The sequence below is a fragment of the Mycolicibacterium sichuanense genome, assembly GCF_033741125.1.
GTDB lineage: Bacteria > Actinomycetota > Actinomycetes > Mycobacteriales > Mycobacteriaceae > Mycobacterium.
Genome location: NZ_JAWQPU010000002.1, coordinates 71,808 through 92,238, shown reverse-complemented (window position 1 = coordinate 92,238; position 20,431 = coordinate 71,808). Strand labels below are relative to the sequence as shown.

At 71.6% G+C, this 20,431-nt stretch carries 9 protein-coding genes; 5 read left to right on the top strand and 4 right to left on the bottom strand.

The genetic code is table 11. The features are described 5' to 3' along the window. The first annotated feature begins 190 nt into the window (after positions 1 to 190). Genes SBI80_RS07265 through SBI80_RS07250 form a run of 4 tightly spaced genes read left to right on the top strand, consistent with a single transcriptional unit; the run spans position 191 to position 17,236 of the window. Entirely contained in the window at positions 191 to 12,673 is a 12,483-nt protein-coding gene (locus tag SBI80_RS07265) for a type I polyketide synthase (protein WP_318973813.1), read from the top strand. A 5-nt stretch (positions 12,674 to 12,678) separates the two neighbouring features. Then, positions 12,679 to 15,156, top strand: coding sequence for a PEP-utilizing enzyme (locus SBI80_RS07260; protein ID WP_318973812.1), 2,478 nt, complete (start codon positions 12,679 to 12,681; stop codon positions 15,154 to 15,156). A gap of 47 nt (positions 15,157 to 15,203) precedes the next feature. Continuing rightward, positions 15,204 to 16,430 carry an acyl-CoA dehydrogenase family protein gene (locus SBI80_RS07255; RefSeq protein WP_318973811.1) on the top strand — a complete coding sequence of 409 codons (1,227 nt, stop codon included), beginning with the start codon at positions 15,204 to 15,206 and terminating at the stop codon, positions 16,428 to 16,430. After that, the gene (locus tag SBI80_RS07250) at positions 16,430 to 17,236 is read left to right on the top strand and encodes a tyrosine-protein phosphatase (RefSeq protein ID WP_318973810.1); all 807 of its coding nucleotides are present in this window, start codon (positions 16,430 to 16,432) and stop codon (positions 17,234 to 17,236) included. The genes SBI80_RS07255 and SBI80_RS07250 overlap by 1 nt, the downstream gene beginning before the upstream one ends. Before the next feature lie 3 nt (positions 17,237 to 17,239). Here the strand turns inward: SBI80_RS07250 and SBI80_RS07245 are convergent, their stop codons facing one another. Next, complete coding sequence (locus tag SBI80_RS07245; protein ID WP_318973809.1) at positions 17,240 to 17,560, bottom strand: EthD family reductase; 321 nt, start codon at positions 17,558 to 17,560, stop codon at positions 17,240 to 17,242. A gap of 304 nt (positions 17,561 to 17,864) precedes the next feature. Here SBI80_RS07245 and SBI80_RS07240 point away from each other — a divergent pair, with 304 nt between their 5' ends. Beyond that, positions 17,865 to 18,179 carry a hypothetical protein gene (locus tag SBI80_RS07240; protein WP_318973808.1) on the top strand — a complete coding sequence of 105 codons (315 nt, stop codon included), beginning with the start codon at positions 17,865 to 17,867 and terminating at the stop codon, positions 18,177 to 18,179. A gap of 92 nt (positions 18,180 to 18,271) precedes the next feature. Here the strand turns inward: SBI80_RS07240 and SBI80_RS07235 are convergent, their stop codons facing one another. The 3 genes from SBI80_RS07235 to SBI80_RS07225 are packed head-to-tail and all read right to left on the bottom strand — an operon-like array spanning position 18,272 to position 20,428. Then, entirely contained in the window at positions 18,272 to 18,754 is a 483-nt protein-coding gene (locus SBI80_RS07235) for a DUF456 domain-containing protein (protein ID WP_318973807.1), read from the bottom strand. A gap of 4 nt (positions 18,755 to 18,758) precedes the next feature. Next, entirely contained in the window at positions 18,759 to 19,466 is a 708-nt protein-coding gene (locus SBI80_RS07230) for a haloacid dehalogenase type II (RefSeq protein WP_318973806.1), read from the bottom strand. After that, positions 19,463 to 20,428: an NADPH:quinone oxidoreductase family protein gene (locus SBI80_RS07225; protein WP_318973805.1), complete on the bottom strand. Its 966-nt coding sequence runs from the start codon at positions 20,426 to 20,428 to the stop codon at positions 19,463 to 19,465. The genes SBI80_RS07230 and SBI80_RS07225 overlap by 4 nt, the downstream gene beginning before the upstream one ends. Positions 20,429 to 20,431 lie beyond the last annotated feature (3 nt).

The following is a 20,431-nucleotide window of genomic DNA, read 5'->3' as shown; positions in this document are numbered from 1 at the left end:
CAGGAGAGCCCGAGTGTAAGCAGGTAGGTGATTACAGGCCCGACCCAGGGAACACAGACCCAGGGAACACAATGAGCTGACACCGTTCGTGCACGCCGCCCGCAGCTCTACGCTCATCCGGCAGGCGCCTAGTGCCGAATACTTGGGAGCCACTGCGCGCGCAGTGGCCCAGACAGGGGTTTCACACCGTATGGCCGATCAACTCGCACATGCCACGGAGGCGCTCCGCCGGGCGCTGGTCCAGAACGACCGGCTGAAGTCCCAGAACAGGGCGCTGCTGGAGCGGTCGGGTGAGGCGATCGCGATCGTCGGCATGTCGTGCCGGTTCCCCGGTGGCGTGAACTCCCCCGAGGACCTCTGGGACATGGTGGCCACCGGCCGCGACGTGGTGACGGGCCTGCCCGACGACCGCGGCTGGGACGTCGCGGGCCTGTACGACCCCGATCCTGACGCGCCGGGCAAGTCCTACGCCCGCTCCGGTGGCTTCGTCGAGAACGTCGGCGACTTCGACGCCGGCTTCTTCGGCATCGCGCCCAGCGAGGCGCTCGCGATGGATCCCCAGCAACGCATGTTGCTCGAGCTTTCGTGGGAGGCGCTCGAGCGGGCCGGCGTCGACCCCACGTCGCTGCGGGGTAGTGCGACGGGCGTGTTCGCGGGCGTCATCGCCGGTGGGTACGGCATGTCCGCCGACAGCATCGAGGGCTACCGGCTGACGGGCATGACCTCGAGCGTCACCTCGGGCCGAGTGGCCTACGTGCTCGGCCTCGAGGGTCCCGCGGTGTCGATCGACACCGCGTGCTCGTCCTCGCTGGTCGCCCTGCACATGGCCGTGCAGGCCCTGCGCCTCGGCGAGTGCGACATGGCGCTGGCGGGCGGCGTCACCGTCAACGCCACCCCGACGATCTTCGTGGAGTTCAGCCGCCATCGCGGGCTGGCCACCGACGGCCGCTGCAAGCCGTACGCGGGAGCCGCCGACGGCGTGGGCTGGGCCGAGGGCGGCGGCGTACTCGTCGTCGAACGCCTCTCCGACGCCCAGCGGCTCGGCCACCCCGTGCTCGCCGTGGTGCGCGGCACCGCCGTCAACCAGGACGGCGCCTCCAACGGGCTGACGGCGCCCAACGGCCCGTCGCAGCAGCGCGTCGTGCGGGCCGCGCTGGCCAACGCCGGCCTGTCGACCGCGCAGGTCGACGTCGTCGAGGGCCACGGCACCGGCACCCCGCTCGGCGACCCGATCGAGGCCCAGGCCCTGCTCGGCACCTACGGCCAGGAGCGGAGCCAGCCGCTATGGCTGGGCTCGATCAAGTCGAACATGGGGCACACCCAGGCCGCGGCGGGCGTCGCCGGCGTCATCAAGATGATCATGTCGATGCGGCACGAGACGCTGCCCCAGACGCTGCACGTCGACGCCCCCAGCCCGCACGTCGACTGGACCGCGGGCGCGGTGTCGCTGCTGACCGAGCCGCAGCCGTGGCCCGCCGGTGAGACGCCCCGGCGCGCCGGCGTCTCGTCGTTCGGCATCAGCGGGACCAACGCTCACGTCATCGTCGAGTCGGCGCCCGAGCCCGCCGACGACGCGGTCGACGCCGCCCCGCCCCCCGCCGTGCTGCCGTGGGTGCTGTCGGCGAAGTCGCCCGCAGCGCTGCGCGGTCAGGCCGCCCGGCTCACCGAGCACCTGGACCGCCATCCCGAACTGGACCCCCGCGACGTGGCCTGGACCCTGGCGGGCCGGTCATCGTTCGAACACCGCGCGGTGGTGCTCGGCGGTGACCGCGCCGGGCTGCTGGCCGGCGTGTCCGAGCTGGCCTCCGACGGTGAACCGCTGTCGACCATTCGCGGCACGGCCACCCCTGTCGGCAAGGTCGCCTTCGTCTTCCCAGGCCAGGGCAGTCAATGGCTCGGGATGGGCATCGAGCTGATGCAGACCTCTGCGGTGTTCGCCGAGCAGCTGACGGCCTGCTCGGAGGCGCTCGCCGAGTTCGTGGACTGGTCACTGCTGGACGTACTGCGCGGCGAGCCGGGCGCTCCCGGCCTCGACCGCGTCGACGTCGTGCAGCCGGCCCTGTTCGCCGTCATGGTCTCCCTGGCCGAGCTGTGGCGGTCGATCGGCGTCACGCCCGACGCCGTGATCGGGCACTCGCAGGGCGAGATCGCCGCCGCGTACGTCGCGGGCGCGCTGACCCTGCGCGACGCCGCGCGGGTGGTGGCGCTGCGCAGCAAGCTGCTCGTCGAGCTGTCCGGGTCCGCCGGCATGGTGTCGCTGGCCTGCGGCGTCGACCGCGCCCGCGAGCTGCTGGTCGGCCTCGAGGACCGACTGGGCATCGCCGTCGTCAACGGCCGCTCGGCGGTCGTGGTGTCCGGTGAGTCCGCCGCCCTCGACGCGCTGGTTCAGCAGTGCGAGGCACTGCAGATCCGGGCCCGACGCATCGACGTCGACTACGCGTCGCACTCCGCGCAGGTCGAGGCCATCGACGGCCGGCTTCAGGAGGCGCTGGCCGGCATCGAACCTCGCTCGACGCGAACCGCGTTCTTCTCCACCGTCACCGGCGACCTGATCGACACCGCCACCCTCGACGCCGGCTACTGGTACCGCAACATCCGCCAAACCGTGCAGTTCGACCAGGCCGTCCGCGCCGCGAGCGCGCACGGTTACCGTGCCTTCGTCGAGGCCAGCCCGCACCCGGCGCTCATCGCGGGCATCGAGGACACCGTCCGCGACGCCACCGACGGCGCGGGAGAACCGGTCGTCGTGCCCACGCTCGGCCGCGACGAGGGCGGCTGGAACCGCTTCCTGGCGTCGGCCGCACAGGCCTTCACCTCCGGTGTCGCCGTCGACTGGCGCGCGACGTGCCAGGGTGGCCGGCTGGTCGAGGTCCCCACCTACGCCTTCGACCGTCGCCGCTTCTGGCTCTCCGGGGGCGGCACCGCCACCTCGGATGCCTCCGGCTTCGGCCTCAACGGCGCCGCGCACGCGCTGCTCGGCGCGGTCGTCGAGGTGCCTGAGACCGGTCAGGTCGTGTTGACCGGCCGGCTCTCGGTGGCCACCCAGCCCTGGTTGGCCGACCACGCCGTCGGTGGCGTGATCCTTTTCCCCGGTGCGGGTTTCGTGGAGTTGGCGATCCGCGCGGGTGACGAGGTGGGGTGCTCGGTCGTCGAGGAGCTCACCCTGCAGGCCCCGCTGGTGGTGGCGCCCTCTGGCGTGCCCATCCGGGTGCTCGTCGGGTCCGCCGGCGAGTCAGGATCGCGCGCGGTGTCGGTGTTCTCCAGGACCGACGACGGCGAGTCTGCGTGGGTGCTGCACGCCGAGGCGATCGTCGGGACCGGGGTCGACGCCCCGACCGCCGATCTGACGGCGTGGCCGCCGCCGGGGGCCGTGGCCACCGACGTCACCGACGCCTACGAGCTGCTCGCCGCCCGCGGTTACGAGTACGGCCCTGCGTTCCGCGCCCTGACCGCGATGTGGCGCCGAGGCGACGAGGTCTTCGCCGAAGTCACCGTGCCGCAGGACGTCTCGACCTCCGAGTTCGGCGTGCACCCGGTGCTGCTGGACGCCTCGATGCACGCCATCGCGCTCGCGGTCGGCGAGCACGAGCTCGCGCTGCCGTTCTCCTGGCAGCGGGTCGCGCTGCACGCGGCAGGGGCATCGTCGGTGCGGGCCAGGATCGCGCCCGCCGGCCCCAACGCAGTGTCCATCGAATTGGCCGACGGGCTGGGCCTGCCGGTGCTGTCGGTGGGCACCATGACCACCCGACCCGTCAGCGCCGAGCAGCTGGCGCTCGCCGGCCGGGCCGCCGGTGACGGTGAGCTCTTCGAGGTGGAGTGGTCCTCCGTCACCCTGCCCGAGCCGTCGGTACCCGCGCCCGACGTCTCCGTGTACGAAACCGGTTACGTGGCAAGCGAATCGCTGGATCTAGCCGCCGAGGTGCACGACACCGTCAACCGCGCGCTCGAGTACCTGCAGACGTGGCTGGCCGCGCCAAGCGATGCGCAGCAACCCGCCACCCTGGTGATCGTGACCCGGGGCGCCGTCGCACTGCCCGGCGAGGACGTCACCGACCTGCCAGGTGCCGCCGTGTGGGGTCTGGTGCGCGCCGCCCAGAACGAGAACCCGGGGCGCATCGTGCTTCTCGACGCACCCGGGGACGTCAGCCCGGAGGCCGTCGCGATCGCGGTGGCCGTCGGGGAGCCCCAGGTCGTGCTGCGCAACGGCGTGGCGCACACCGCCCGGGTGGTGGCCAGCCGCGCCGCCGAGTCGATCCTGCAGCCGCCCACCACGGGCAAGCCGTGGCGGCTGGGCATCGCCACCGCCGGCACGTTCGACGACCTGGCGCTGGAGGAGGTGCCGCACGCCGAGGAGCCGCTGCGGGCCGGGCACGTTCGCGTCGAGATGAGCGCCGTCGCCGCCAACTTCCGCGACGTGATGATCACACTCGGCATGTTCACCCACGACGCGCTGCTCGGCAGTGAGGGCGCGGGCGTCGTGGTCGAGATCGGGGACGGAGTCTCGGACTTCGCCGTCGGCGACCGGGTGATGGGTTTGTTCCCCGAGGGCACCGGCACGGTGGTCCAGGCAGACGCCCGGCTGGTCGCGCCGGTGCCCACCGGATGGTCCGACTCGCAGGCGGCCGCCACCCTGGTGGTGTTCACCACGGCCTACTACGGCCTGCGCGAGCTGGCCGACGTTCGACCCGGCCAGTCGATCCTGATCCACGCCGCCACCGGTGGTGTCGGCCTCGCCGCGGTGCAGCTGGCCAGGCACTGGGGCATGGACGTCTACACCTCGGCCAGCCGGCCGAAATGGAACACGTTGCGCGCCTTGGGCTTCGACGACGACCACATCGGCGACTCCCGCACGCTGGAGTTCGAGCAGAAGTTCATGGACATCACCGGCGGCAAGGGATTCGACGTCGTCCTCGACTCGCTGGCCGGCGACTTCGTCGACGCGTCGCTGCGGCTGCTGCCGCGTGGCGGTGCCTTCCTGGAGATGGGCAAGACCGACATCCGCGACGCCGACACCGTCGCCGCCGCGCATCCGGGCGTACGCTACCGCGCGTTCGACCTGTTCGAGCCGGGCCGCCCGCGCATGCACGAGTACATCGTCGAGCTGTCCCGGATGTTCGAAGAGGGGGTCTTGACCCCACTTCCGGTGACCACGTGGGACATTCGCCGCGCCCCCGCGGCCCTGCGCCATCTGAGCCAGGCCCGCCACGTCGGCAAGATCGTGATGACCATGCCGCAGGCCTGGACCCGCGGCACCGTCCTGATCACCGGTGGCACCGGCATGGCGGGCGCCTCGGTGGCCCGCCACGTCGTAGGCCACCACGGCGTGCGTCGACTGGCCCTGCTCTCGCGCCGCGGGCCCGACGCCCCCGGCATCACCGAGCTGGTCGCCGAACTGACCGAGTCCGGTGCCGAGGTCCGGGTACTGGCGGCCGACGCCGCCGACCGCGATGCCCTGCGCGCCGCGCTCGCCTCGCTCGACGTGCCGCCGTCCGCGGTGATCCACGCGGCGGGCGTGCTCGACGACGCCGTCGTCGGATCGCTGACCCCCGAGCGCGTCGACCCCGTGCTGCGGGCCAAGGTCGACGCGGCCTGGAACCTGCACGAGCTGACCCGGGACTCGAATGTCGCTGCGTTCGTGATGTTCTCGTCGATGGCTGGCGTGGTGGGCTCGGCCGGGCAGGCCAACTACAGCGCGGCCAACACGTTCCTGGACGCGCTCGCCGCCCACCGCCGCGCCAACGGACTGCCCGGTACGTCGCTGGCGTGGGGGCTGTGGGAGCAGGCCAGCGCGATGACGGGTCACCTCGGCGATGCCGGCGTGTCCCGGCTCGGCCGCGACGGCATCCTGGCGATGACCACCGACGACGCGATGGCACTGTTCGACTCCGCCCTGGTGGTCGCCGAGCCACTGCTGGCACCCGTGCGGATCGACCGAGCGGCACTGCGGCTGCGGTCTGCCGAGGGTCTGCTGCCGCCGATTTTCGCGCAGCTGGCCAACGCCTCCGGCCGCCGCCGGGTCGACGACTCGCTCGTGGCGGCGAAGTCCAAGTCGGCGTTGGCGCAACGCCTGCACGGTCTTGCCGAGGATGCCCAGCAGGCCTTGGTGCTGGATCTGCTGCGTTCGCACATGGCGGCCGTGTTGGGCAACACCGAACCCGACGCCATCACCGCCGAATTGGCGTTCTCCGATCACGGCTTCGACTCGCTGACCGCCGTCGAGCTGCGCAACCGGCTCAAGACGGCGACCGGGCTCGCCCTGTCGCCGACGCTCATCTTCGACTACCCGACGCCGCTGGCGCTGGCGGGTTACATCCGCCAGGAGCTCGCCGGGGCGCCGCAGGAGGTCACCCAGGCGGCGACGCAGGCGTCGGTGATCGACGAGCCGATCGCGATCGTCGGCATGTCCTGCCGCTACCCCGGTGGCGTCGACTCGCCAGAGGCGTTATGGGACATGGTCGCCGAGGGCCGTGACGTGCTGACCGACTTCCCGACCGACCGCGGCTGGGACCTGGCCGACCTGTTCAACGCCGACCCCGACGCGCCGGGCAAGTCCTACGCCAGTACCGGTGGCTTCCTGGCCGACGCCGCCGACTTCGACCCCGCCTTCTTCGGCGTCTCCCCCACCGAGGCGCTCGCGATGGACCCCCAGCAGCGGCTGTTCCTCGAGCTGGCGTGGGAGGGTCTCGAGCGGGCCGGCATCGACCCGACGTCGCTGCGCGGCAGCGCCACCGGGGTGTTCGCCGGCGTGTACGCCCAGGGGTACGGCGTCGGCGCCGACGGCGCGGAGGGCTTCCGGCTGACCGGCCAGGCCTCGAGCGTCGCGTCGGGCCGGGTGTCCTACGTGCTCGGCCTCGAGGGGCCGGCCGTGTCGGTCGACACCGCCTGCTCGTCGTCGCTGGTCGCGCTGCACATGGCCATTCAGGCCCTGCGCCTCGGCGAGTGCGACCTCGCCCTGGCCGGCGGCGTCACCGTCAACGCCACCCCGGACATCTTCGTCGAGTTCAGCAGGCAGCGCGGTCTGTCCTCGGACGGCCGCTGCAAGTCGTTCGCCGCGGCGGCCGACGGCACCGGATTCGCCGATGGCGGTGGCATTCTCGTCGTCGAGCGACTGTCGGACGCCCAGCGGCACGGCCATCGCGTGCTGGCGCTGGTGCGCGGTTCGGCGATCAACCAGGACGGTGCGTCCAACGGCTTGACCGCGCCGAACGGCCCGTCGCAGCAGCGCGTGCTGCGGGCGGCGCTGGCCAACGCCGGGCTCTCCCCAGCCGACGTCGACGTCGTCGAGGCCCACGGCACCGGCACCACCCTCGGCGATCCGATCGAGGCGCAGGCGCTGCTGGCGACCTACGGCCAGGACCGCAGCCGCCCGCTGTGGCTCGGCTCGATCAAGTCGAACATGGGTCACTCCCAGGCCGCGGCCGGCGTCGCGGGCATCATCAAGGTCGTCGAGTCGATGCGCCACCAGCAGCTGCCCGCCACGCTGCACGTCGACGAGCCCACCCCGCACGTGGACTGGTCGATGGGTTCGGTCGCCCTGCTGACCGAGCCACGGCCGTGGCCGGAGAACGGGACGCCGCGGCGCGCCGGAGTGTCGTCGTTCGGCATCAGCGGCACGAACGCCCACGTCATCATCGAGGCGGCGCCGCCGCAGACCCCGGCCGCACCCCCGGCACACCCCGCCGTCGTCCCATGGCCGCTGTCGGCGAAGTCGCCGGAGGCCCTTGCCGCCCAGGCTCGCCGGATCGCCGACCACCTCGAGGCCAACCCCGAGCTGGACCCCGTCGACGTCGGCTGGACGCTGGCCGGGCGGGCGTCCTTCGCGCACCGCGCCGTGCTGCTTGGCGCCGGCCGCGGCGACCTGGTAGCCGAACTCGAGGCGCTGGCCGCCGACCAGCCGGGCCCGGGCACCATCCGCGGTCGCGCCACCGGATCGGGCAAGACCGCGTTCGTCTTCCCCGGGCAAGGCGCTCAGGCACTGGGGATGGGCCGGCAGCTGCACGCCGAGTACCCGGTCTTCGCCGAGGCGTTCGACGCGGTGACCCGCGAGCTGGACCGGCATCTGCTGCGGCCGATCCGCGACGTGATGTGGGGTAGCAATGCGGCGGTGCTCGACTCGACCGAATTCGCACAGCCCGCGCTGTTCACCGTCGAGGTGGCGCTGTTCCGTCTGCTCGAATCATGGGGTCTGCGACCGGACTTCGTGCTCGGTCACTCCATCGGCGAGCTGACCGCCGCGCACGTCGCCGGGGTGCTGTCACTGGAGAACGCCGCGGCACTGGTCGCTGCCCGCGGCAGGCTCATGCAGCGGCTGCCCGACGGCGGTGCGATGGTGGCGGTGTCCACCAGCGAGGCTCAGATGCGGCCGCTGCTACGCGACGGCGTCGGCATCGCGGCCGTGAACGGGCCCGATTCGGTCGTCATCTCCGGTCCGGAGGACGCCGTGCTCGCCATCGCCGCGCAGGCGCGTGCCACGGGCTGCCGGGTGCACCAGCTGGCCGTCTCGCATGCCTTCCACTCCACGCTCATGGAGCCGATGCTTCTCGAGTTCGGCACGGTGGCCCGCGGAATGTCGTTGGCAGCGCCGACGATTCCGGTGATCTCCAACCTGACCGGCGAGCTGGCCGGACCGGACTTCGCATCGGCCGACTACTGGAGCCGCCACGTCACCGAGGCGGTCCGGTTCGCCGACAGCGCCAAGTACCTCGAGTCGGCGGGTGTCACCCGCTTCCTGGAGGTGGGCCCCACCAGCGGTCTGATGGCGTCGATCGCGTTGTCGCTCACCGAATCCGAGCCGGTTACGGCGTCGACCATCAAGAAGGACCTCGCCGAGCCGACGACGCTCCTCACTGCGCTGGCCGAGCTCGCCGTGTCGGGTGTCGACGTGAACTGGCAGTCAGCCTGTGCCGGCGGCAGTCTGGTCGACCTGCCGACGTATGCATTCCAGCGCCGCCGGTTCTGGTTGAACGGCGGCTCCACGGGATCCACCGACGCCGCGGGCCTCGGCCTCGGTGGTACCGATCACGCGTTGCTTGGCGCGGTCGTCGAGTCGCCGGAGTCCGGCGGCGTCGTCCTCACGGGCCGGCTGGCGGTGTCGACGCAGCCGTGGCTGGCCGATCACGCCGTCGCGGGTGTCGTGCTGTTCCCGGGTGCGGGCTTCGTCGAGTTGGCGATCCGCGCGGGTGACGAGGTGGGCTGCTCGACGGTCGACGAACTGATGCTGCACGCCCCGCTGGTGCTGCCGCCCGAGGGCGTCGCGGTGCAGGTCGTGGTCAGTGCTGCCGACGAGGCGGGTGGCCGCGTGGTGTCGATCTTCTCGCGCGCTCAGCAGGATTCGGCCGCGTGGATCCTCAACGCCGAGGGTGAGCTCGGCGTCGCGGCGACCGCGCCGGGGGCTGACCTGTCGATCTGGCCACCGGTCGGTGCGGTGCCCGTCGACATCGGCGAGACCGCCGACGCCTATGCCGAGATGTCGGCGCGCGGTTACGAATACGGTCCGGCATTCCAGGGCCTCAAGGCCATGTGGCGGCGCGGTGACGAGGTGTTCGCCGAGGTGGCGATGCCGCGTGAGCTGCCGGCCGCCGGCTTCGGCGTGCACCCTGCGCTGCTCGACGGTGCCCTGCACGCCGTGGTGCTCAGCCGCGACGACGCCGAGGGTGAGATGGCGCTGCCGTTCTCCTGGCAGAAGGTCTCGCTGCACGCCTCCGGCGCCTCGGCGGTGCGGGCCCGACTGGCCCCCAACGGCACCAGCTCGATGTCGATCGACCTGGCCGACGGCCTCGGGCTGCCGGTGCTGTCGGTCGAGGCCATGGTGGCCCGTCCGGTGACTGCGCAGCAGCTGGCGGCCGCGGTCGGCGGCACGGACGGTGGCGAGCTGTTCGAGGTGGTGTGGTCCGCCGCGGCACCGTCGGAGGCGAGCGCCGATGCCGCGTTCGAGGTATTCGAATCCGTCCCCGCCACCGGCGATTCCGATGATCTCGCCGAGGTCTACGGCGCGACGCACCTGGCGCTGCAGCGCCTGCAGTCCTGGCTGGCGGCGTCCGCCGAACCGACGGCGCCCGATGCGGGCGGGCCTGCCACGCTGGTCGTGACCACGCGCGGCGCGGTTGCGCTGCCCGGTGAGGACGTCACCGACCTGGCCGGGGCCGCGGTGTGGGGTCTGGTGCGTGCCGCGCAGACCGAGCACCCGGGGCGCGTCGTGCTTGCCGACCTGGACGCAGCCTCGGCCGAGGTCGACCCGGCCGCGATCGTCGCCGTCGGCGAACCGCAGGTGGTGGTCCGCGACGGCGTACTGCACACGGCGCGGGTGCTGCCCAGCCGGGCGGCGGAGTCGCTGCTGATGCCTCCGCCGGACGACGCCCCGTGGCAGCTCACCGTCTCCGAGACCGCCTCGACGGGCACGTTCGACGACCTGACGCTGCGGCAACTGCCCGACGCCGACGAACCGTTGGCGCCCGGTCGGATTCGCGTCGCCGTCCGCGCGATCGGCGCGAACTTCCGCGACGTCATGATCGCACTCGGCCTGTACCCGGGCGGCGGGGTGATGGGCATCGAGGCCTCCGGCACCGTCGTCGAGGTCGCCCCCGGCGTCACCGAGGTCGCCGTCGGCGACCGCGTGATGGGGCTGTTCCCCGAGGGCACCGGCTCCGTGGCCACCACCGACGCCCGCGTCGTGCTCCAGATCCCCGCCGACTGGGGTTACTCGCAGGGTGCGGGCTTCACCGTCGGGTTCGCCACCGCGTTCTTCGCCCTTCGCGGGCTGGCCGACGTGCAGCCGGGACAATCCGTGCTGATCCACGCGGGCACCGGTGGCGTCGGCATGGCGGCGGTGCAGCTGGCCAGGCACTGGGGTCTGGAGGTGTTCGCCACCGCCAGCCAGCCCAAGTGGGACACGTTGCGCGCCATGGGATTCGACGACGACCACATCGGCGATTCGCGGACCCTGGACTTCGAGCAGAAGTTCCTGGCCGTGACCGGTGGTCGCGGTGTCGACGTCGTGCTGGACTCACTGTCCGGTGACTTCGTCGACGCGTCGCTGCGGTTGCTGCCGCGCGGCGGGGTGTTCCTGGAGATGGGCAAGACCGACATCCGCGACGCCGACACCGTCGCCGCGGCCCATCCCGGTGTGCGCTACCGCGCCTTCGACCTGTTCGAGGCCGGAGCCGACGGCGTCGGCCGCATCCTGGCCGGGGTCGCCGAGCTGAACGACGCGGGTGCGCTTCGGCCACTGCCGGTCTCGGCGTGGGACGTCCGCCGCGCGCCTGCCGCACTGCGGCACCTGAGCCAGGCCCGCCACATCGGCAAGGTCGTGCTGACCATGCCCGACGCCTGGGCCCGCGGCACCGTGCTCATCACCGGCGGCACCGGCATGGCAGGCGCCTCGGTCGCCCGCCACGTCGTCGAGAACCACGGCGTGCGGCACCTGGTGCTGCTGTCGCGACGAGGGCCGGACGCCCCCGGCGCGGCGGAGCTGGTCGCCGAGCTCACCGAGGCCGGGGCCCACGTGCAGGTGGTCGCGGCCGACGCCGCCGACCGCGACGCGCTCGGCAAGTGCCTCACCGGCATCGCGCACCAGCACGCGCTGTCGGCGGTCATCCACACCGCCGGCGTCATCGACGATGCCGTGGTCACCTCGCTGACACCGGACCGCGTCGATGCGGTGCTGCGGGCCAAGGTCGATGCGGCGTGGAACCTGCACGAGCTGACCCGCGACCTCGACCTGTCGGCGTTCGTGATGTTCTCGTCGATGGCCGGGTTGGTCGGCGCCTCCGGGCAGGCCAACTACTCGGCGGCCAACGCCTACCTCGATGCACTGGCCGCGCACCGGCGCGCCAACGGCCTGCCCGCGATGTCGCTGGGCTGGGGACTGTGGGAGCAGGCCAGCGGCATGACCGGGCACCTGCAGGACGTCGACCTGGCGCGGCTGCACCGCGACGGCATCCTGGCCCTCGCGCTCGGTGACGCCCTGGCGCTGTTCGACGAGGCCATGAGCGTCGACGAGCCGTTCCTGGTGCCGGCGCGCATCGACCGGGCCGCGCTGCGCACGAAGTCCGCGGCCGGCACGCTGCCGCCGATGTTCGTCGACCTGATCTCGGGCCCCGCCCGCCGTCAGGTGGGCGACTCGCTGGCCGCCGCGCAGTCGCGATCGGCACTGTCGCAACGTCTTTCGACGCTGCCGACCGATGAGCAGCACGACCTGCTGCTGGACCTGGTGCGCTCGCACATGGCGACGGTCCTCGGGTTGCCCAATCCGCAGGCGATCGCCCCGGATCTGGCGTTCCAGGATCACGGCTTCGACTCGCTGACCGCGGTCGAGCTGCGCAACCGGCTCAAGGCGGCCACGGGCCTGACGCTCTCGCCGACGCTGATCTTCGACTATCCGAACCCGTCGGCGATCGCGGAGTACTTCCGCACGCAGCTCGTCGGCGAGGCCGAGAAGTCCGAGACGACCAGCTCCGTCGACGACGAGCTCCAGCGGGTGGTGGCGTCGATCCCGGTCAAGCGGCTGCGGCAGGCCGGCGTGCTCGACATGCTGCTCAACCTCGCCGCCCAGGGCAGCGGGGCCGACATCGCCGAGGCCACCGCCTCGACCGAGCCGGCCCGGACGCAGGACATCGCCGACATGGATCTGCAGGATCTGCTGGCGGCGTTCAGCGACGACGACGAGGACGCCTAGCCGCCATGAGGATCGTCGTCACCGGCGCCGACCGCGCCGTCGGTCGCGGCGTGGCCGCACGCCTGGTCGGCATGGCCCACGACGTCGTGGGCGTCGGCGCTCGCCGGCCCGAGAGTTGGCCCGGCCCAGTCGACTTCGTCATCGACACGGCATACGAGGCGGACGTGCTCAAGGGCGCCGATGCCGTCCTGCACTGCGGCGGGTCTGCCACTCTGCCGGCGCTGCTCGACGCGATGACCACGGCCGACGTCGCCCGGCTGGTCGCGGTGTCCCCGAGCTGGCCCGACGGCGATGCCGAGGCGACGGCCGAGATCGTCGAGCGATCCGGGGTCGAGGCGGTCGTGGTCAGGACGGCAATCGTCCTCGGCCGCCACGTGGATGACGCGGTGCTGCGGCTGGGCACCTCCGCCGTCTTCATCGACGTGGCCGGCTCGGCCGACCGACCGATTCGGGTGGTGCACGCCCATGACGTCGAGCGGGTGCTCGTCCGCGCGCTGCTGGATCCCGGCGTGCCGTCGGGTCCCGTCGACGTCGCCGCCGACGGGCACACGACCTTGCGGGCGGTCGCCGCCGCGGTCGGCCGACCCGTCCTCACCATTCCGGGAGCCATTCCCCGCCGACTACGGCGCCTGGTCCAATCGCCGCAGCCGGCGCTACCCGACCTCGACACGACGGCGTTGCAGCGGCGCTGGGGCTTCACCCCGGGATACGACGTCGCCGGCGCCCTCGCAGACTTCGCGCTGGCGTGCCGCGGCCGTGTCGCGATCGGCCCCGCCGTGCACGACGTGCCGTGGCGACTACCGCGGGTGCTGCAGGTCCCGGCGTACGACGCGCCCGCCCCCGACGGGGTGCAGCCCGTGCCCGCGAGCTCCGGTGCGGCCAACGGGGAGTTCGACACCCCGATCGATCCCCGGTTCCCGGCGTTCATCGCCACCAACCTGTCCGAGGCCCTGGCCGGACCGTTCTCGCCGTCGTCGGCGTCGGTCACGGTGCGGGGCACCCGCGCGGCGGGCCTGGTGATCTCCCAGCGCCTGCGTCCCGGCGGCGCGGTGCAGCACGAGATGTCGGTGCGCACCACGGGCGTCTTCGGGCATCGGTTGTACGCCGGCATCACCACCGGTCACTTCATGGCGCACACCGTGCCCTTCATCAACCCGGACCTGGTGCTGTCCGGGTTCTTCGGGCACACCGAGGACGGTCTGGAACTATTCGGCGAGCACCTGCCGCCCGTCGAGCCCCGTGGCGTCCTGCGCCAGCTGCGCGGCGGGTTGACCTTCGCCAACTGCCTGATCGGACTGTCGGCGGGATCGAGGCGCGACACCGGGGACTTCGTCGCCGACGTCGCCCGCCTCGAATCGGCGTGCGAGGACCCCGCCCGGCTCGACGACCGGCGGTTGCGGGAGCTGATCCTGCTCGCCCGCGACCACGTGGTGCACGGCTGGGTGCTGTCGTCGGCCTCCATCCTGTTGTGTGCCGGCTACGGCGTGGTGATGCGTCTGCTCTGCGGTCGCGACGTGATGCCCGCCGCGGGCGACGAGCTGGTCAGTGCGCAGGCGCTCGGCGCCGTCCACCGGCTGGCCGCAGTGGCCCGGCGCGAGCCCGCGGCCATGCGCCTGCTCGCCGAGCCGGCGATCGATGCGACCGCGCTGAGCGCCCAGGCCCCGGAGTTCTCCGCCGCGCTGCGCCGCGAGCTGACGCTGATCGGGCACCGCGGCCCCGGTGAGGTCGAGATGCGCTGCGCCACCTACGCCGACGACCCCACGCTGATGATCCGCATGGTGGCCAAGGCGCTGGTATCGGAGCCCCGCGACCTGCCCGTGCTGCCGAAGGTACCGCTGCCGGGCCGGCCCGTCGCGGTGGCCGCCGCCGCCCAGATCCGCGAGCGCGAGGTGCGACGCGACCGGATGGTCCGCGCGATCTGGCTGCTGCGGCGACTGCTGCGCGAACAGGGCAGGCGTCTGGTCGACACCGGCGAGCTCACCGAGGTCGACGACGTGTTCTACCTGCTGGTCGACGAATTGGACGCACCACCACCGGATCTGGCGGGGATCGTGGCCCGCCGCAGAGCCGAACAGGCGCGCTTGCAGCAGCTCGATCCGCCGGAGGCGTTCAGTGGCCGGTGGGTGCCGACGGATGCGCCGGCGGCCCACGTCGAAGGTGGTGAGGTGCTGCACGGCATCGGGGTGTCCGGCGGACGGGTCCGCGGGCTGGTTCGCGTCGTGGGCGCCGAGACCATCGACGATCTGCTGCCCGGTGAGATCCTCGTCGCGAAGGTCACCGACGTGGGTTACACCCCGGCGTTCGCCTACGCGGCCGCGGTCGTCACCGAGCTCGGCGGCCCGACGTCGCACGCCGCCATCGTCGCGCGGGAGTTCGGCGTTCCGTGCGTGGTCAATGCGCGGGGTGCCGCGGCCCGACTGTCGACCGGCACGATGATCGAGGTCGACGGCGCGACGGGCGACGTCACCGTGCTGGGGGCCTGAACCGGCCGCCCCGTCGAGCATCCTGACGGGTGTCATATCGTGGCCCCATGGACTTCGCGATGTCGGCAAAGGCGCAGGACTATCACGCACGGCTCACCGACTTCATGGTCGAGCACGTCTTCCCCGCCGAGCATTCCTACGATCAGTACCGCCTGCAGGCCGGCCCGCACGACCACACCGTCCCACCCGTGGTCGAGGAGCTCAAGAAGCTTGCCAGGGAGCGGGGTCTGTGGAATCTGTTCCTGCCCGCGGAGTCGGGGCTTACCAACCTCGAGTACTCCCCGCTAGCCGAGCTGTCGGGCTGGAGCATGGAGCTCGCACCGGAGGCACTGAATTGCGCCGCCCCCGACACCGGCAACATGGAGACGCTGCACCTGTTCGCCACCCCCGCGCAGAGCAAGCAGTGGCTCGAGCCGCTGCTGAACGGTGAGATCCGCAGCGCGTTCGCGATGACCGAACCCGCCGTGGCCTCCAGCGACGCGCGCAACATCGAGACGACCATGCTGCGCGACGGCGACGACTACGTCATCAACGGCCGCAAGTGGTGGACCTCCGGTGCCAACGACCCACGCTGCAAGATCCTGATCGTGATGGGCCGCACCAACCCCGATGCCGCGTCGCATCAGCAGCAGTCGATGATCCTGGTGCCCATCGACACCCCTGGTGTCGAGATCCTGCGCTCGCTGCCGGTCTTCGGCTGGCAGGACCAGCACGGGCACGCCGAGATCGTGTTCGACGACGTGCGGGTGCCGGCGACGAACCTGCTCGGCGAGGAGGGCGGCGGATTCGCCATCGCCCAGGCCCGCCTCGGTCCCGGGCGCATCCACCACTGCATGCGAGCCATCGGCGTGGCCGAGCGGGCGCTGGCGCTGATGGTGGACCGGGTCAACAAGCGCATCGCGTTCGGCAAGCCACTGGCCGAGCAGGGCGTGGTCCAACAGCAGGTTGCGTTGTCCCGCAATGAGATCGATCAGGCTCGGCTGCTGTGCGAGAAGGCAGCGTGGACCATCGACCAGCATGGCAACAAGGCAGCCCGCAACCAGGTCGCGATGATCAAGGCCGTCGCGCCGCAGATGGCCTGCAACGTGCTCGACCGCGCCATCCAGGTACACGGGGGCGCCGGTGTCACCGACGACTTCCCGCTGGCGCGGCTCTACGGCTGGCACCGGGCGATGCGGTTGTTCGACGGTCCGGACGAGGTGCACATGCGCAGTATCGCCCGGGCCGAACTGGGTCGCGAGAAGAGCGCCCTCGCGGCGGCGGTGACCACGTAGTGGTCTACACCGGCGATGAGCTCTCCGGTGCGTGGAACTTCCGCGACGTCGCCGAGGAGACCGGCATCGCACCGGGTCGGTTGTTCCGGTCCAGCGAGCTGAGCAACCTCGACGACGACGGCCGGTCCACGCTGGCGCAGTTGGGGATCGGTGACGTCGCCGACCTGCGGTCCCTGCGCGAAGTCGAGCGACGCGGCCCCGGTCTGGTGCCCGACGGCGTCGAGGTGCATCTTCTGCCGTTTCACGAATTGGCGGCCGATCAGCCGGACGCGCCGCACGACAGCGCCTTCGAGAAGATGATGACGTCCGAACCCGACGACGAGGACCTGACGGTCGCGGCCAGCCGGTTCATGACCGAGGAGTACCTGCGCTTTCCCAACCTTCCAGGCGCGAAGACCGCTGTGCAACAGGTGATCTCGCTGCTGGCTGACCAGCGCCCGGTGATCGCGCACTGCTTCGCGGGCAAGGACCGCACGGGTTTCACCGTGGCGCTGGTGCTGGATACCGTCGGCGTCCCGCGCGAGGCCATCGTTGCGGACTTCCTGCGCAGCAACGCCGCCGCCCCCCGGCTCCGCGAGCGGATCCTGGAGTCGATCCGCAACCGAGCTGCCGAGTCGACGACGCCCGAGATCGTCACCTTCGCCGAGGCGCGCCTCGGCGACGCGGTGCTCGGGGTGCGGGAGGAGTACCTCGACGCTGCGTGGCGCACCATCGAGGCGGACTACGGGTCACCGGCGAACTACCTTGCCGCCGTGGGCGTCACGGCCGACGAGGTGTCCCGGCTGCGCGATTATCTGTCGACCTGAGCGTCAGTGCTGCGGCACCTCGACGTCGGAGAACAGCACGCGGACACCGCCGGTCGCGATCTGGCCCAGCGCCTGGAAGAAGGCCCCGAACTCCGGTGTGGTGACGGCCGCGCTGGCCGCGTCGTAGTCAGCGAAGTACCAGTCGATCATCCGGTACGCCGGGGTGGGTGAGCCGTCCTCCTTGGGCCATACCTTGGACGCCTCGAAGCGGACGTATCCTGGCACCTTGCGGGCGGTCTCCAGCTGGTCGGACACGTAGGCGGCTTCGAAGGCAGCGGGGTCGGTGGGGTTGTCGTAGATGACCGTGATCTTGGTTTCTGACACGAGTTCGATCATCCTCCCTCCGCCGACGCCCCGCACGCGCTCTGCCGAACCACATGAAGTTGCCCGCCTCCGAGCGAATCCGGGCCCTCTCGGCGCTGCCCACGCCACGCGCCGCTCCCCACCCACACGTCTCATTGCCCGCCTCCGAGCGAAAGCCGTCTACCCCAGACTCCGCGCCACCCTCACCCCAGACCTGCGCGCCACCTTCGAACACGCCTCCGCGGCACCCTCAAACCACAGGTGCAGTTGCCCGCCTCCGAGCGAATCTGGCCGTGGTGTCGGAGGGTCGTGCGACTTTTTGGTCATGGACGACTCACTGGTGTTGCGCGGCACCGAACTCCGGTACGCGCTCGTGAACTATCTCTACCAACACGGACGCGCAACCATCCCCGAGCTCATCGCGGCGCTCACCGAGCAAGGCTTCGTCATCGTGGGGCACCCGCCCAAGTCGGTTTCCGACGCCCTTCGCTGGGAGATGGGGCATGTCAGGGTCTGCAGAGTGGGGCGCGGCGTCTACGCGCCGTTCGAAATGCCCCGATCGACGGAGTACAGGATCCACCACCGTGTGCTCGCTCTACGTGAGCAAGCCCGCCGCATTCGCTCGGAGGCGGGCACCTAGGTAGGCGGCAGGAGGGCCATAAGCCCACCAGCGCGCCGGCCGCCCGCCACATTCGCTCCAAGGGGGCCACCAGGTAGGCGACAAGACAGCCATCAGCTCACCAGCACGCCGGCCACCCACACCATCGTCGCGAGCAGCGCGCCCGCCATCTCCACTCCGACCGACAGGGCAACACCCTTGATGGCGTGCACCGTCGACGCCCGGGCCAGCCTGGAATTGGCGCGCGTCGCCAGCTCGGCAAGGAAGATGCCCGCCACGAACCCGATGACGAGCCCGACCACGGGGATCACGAAGAACCCGACGATGCCAAGCACTGCGCCCGCCGACAGACTCCACGTGCCGACGTCGGCCTTGCGCATCCGTTTCATCGGCCACAGGTACTTCACCAGCAGGGCGACCACCAGGATCGCCGTCGCCAGACCGAACGTCACCCAGCCCATGGCCGTCCGTTCGACGAACGCCCACACCGCGATCGCCCCGAACACCAGCACGCTGCCGGGCAGTAGCGGCACCAGGATGCCAACCAGTCCCACGGCGATGACCAACGCGACCAGGACGATCCCGCCGGTACTCACCGCGTCATGCTCCGAGCTGGCGCGCGAGGTCGAGGAAGTCGGTTGCCGCGACGTCGAATTCGCCGTCGTCGTACTCGGGCGGCGGACGGCCCGGTCCGCGTTCGAGTGGACGTGCGACGTAGGCCGTCATCAAGCCCGCCGCTCGGGCCGCCCGGAGGTCGCTGGGGTGCGCCGCGACGAGCATCAGCTCCCCCGGAGCGACGTCGAGCAGGTCGGCGCAGCCGAGGTAGGCCTCGGGATCGGGTTTGTAGTGGTGGAACAACTCCGCCGAGATCACGCAATCCCACGGCAACCCGGCACGTTGGGCCATGTCGGTCAGCAGGGACACGTTGCCGTTGGACAGCGTGGTGATGACGAACCGCTCCTTGAGCCGCGTCAGACCCGGCACCGCGTCCGACCACGGGTCCAACCGGTGCCACACGCGATTGAGCTCGGTGACGTCCGCGTCGGGCAGGTCCGTGAAACCCGCGTCGTCGAGGAGTTCGTCGAGGATCAGCCGGTGCAGTGCATCGATCTTCAGCCAGGGCAGTTCACCGGTGCGCACCCGGTTCATCGCCTCCGGGTAGCCCGCCCGCCACCGGTCGGCGAAGCGCGGCCAATCCTCGGCCACCCCATGGGTTTCCCCGAACATCTCGAGTTCGTTGATCACGCTGCCCCGCCAGTCCACGACGGTGCCGAAGACGTCGAAGGCCAGCGCACGGGGATTGCTCACGGCTCCAGGACGACCTTGCCCTTGATCCCACCGTCGGCCAGGCTCTCCAACGCCGCGCGGCCCTCCGACAGCGGGTAGCGCACGGGCGGCGGCGGCCGCAGGCCCGCCTCGACCAGCTTGCCGAGCCCGGCACCGATCTCGACCTGCGCCCCGGGGGTGCGATTGATGAACTCACCCAGCCCGACGCCGACGACGCTGACGTTGCGCAGCAGCAACCTGTTCACCTTCACGGTGGGAATGCCACCACCCGAGGCGAATCCGAGCACCAGCAGCCGGCCCTCGGTGGCAAGCACCCGGATCGCGTCGTCGAAGGCCGGCCCACCGATCGGGTCCACGACGAGGTCCACACCGCGGCCGTCGGTGTGCTCGCGCACCGCCTGCGCCCACCCTTCGGTCAGCGGAAGCACCACGTCGGCACCCAGGGACTCGACGAACTCTTCTGCTCCCGGCCGGTGCACCATCGCAATAACCTTGGCGCCCAACGCCTTGGCGATCTGAATGGCGGCCGTCCCGACTCCGCCCGCGGAGCCGAGCACCAGCACCGTCTCCCCCGCCAGCAGGCCGCCGCGGCGCACCAGCGCGAAGTACATCGTGTAGTAGTTGCCGAGCAGGCAGACCGCCGCGCCGTCGTCCAGGTCGTCCGGCGTCGGCAGCACACTCGCCACCGGAAGCGCGACCCGCTCGGCCCACGCCCCGAGCATGCTCAGCCCCGTCACCCGCTGCCCGACGGTGAAACCCGAGCCGTCGGGCGCCGAGCGAACGGTACCCGCGACCTCGGTGCCGGGAATGAACGGCGGGTCGAGCTTGAGCTGGTACTCGCCCTTGAGCAGCAGCAGATCTGGGAAGCTGACACCGGCAGCGCCGACGTCGACGACCACCGCGCTCGCAGCCACCGGTTCGTCGACGTCGACGTAGGCCAGCCCCGACGGGCCCGAGAGTTCCTGCGCGACAAGCGCCTTCACGGG

Excerpts from the sequence above, each read along its gene's own strand:
- SBI80_RS07265 (WP_318973813.1), top strand. The coding sequence starts at position 191 with ATGGCCGATCAACTCGCACATGCCACGGAGGCGCTCCGCCGGGCGCTG.
- SBI80_RS07260 (WP_318973812.1), top strand. The coding sequence starts at position 12,679 with ATGAGGATCGTCGTCACCGGCGCCGACCGCGCCGTCGGTCGCGGCGTG.
- SBI80_RS07255 (WP_318973811.1), top strand. The coding sequence starts at position 15,204 with ATGGACTTCGCGATGTCGGCAAAGGCGCAGGACTATCACGCACGGCTC.
- SBI80_RS07240 (WP_318973808.1), top strand. The coding sequence starts at position 17,865 with ATGGACGACTCACTGGTGTTGCGCGGCACCGAACTCCGGTACGCGCTC.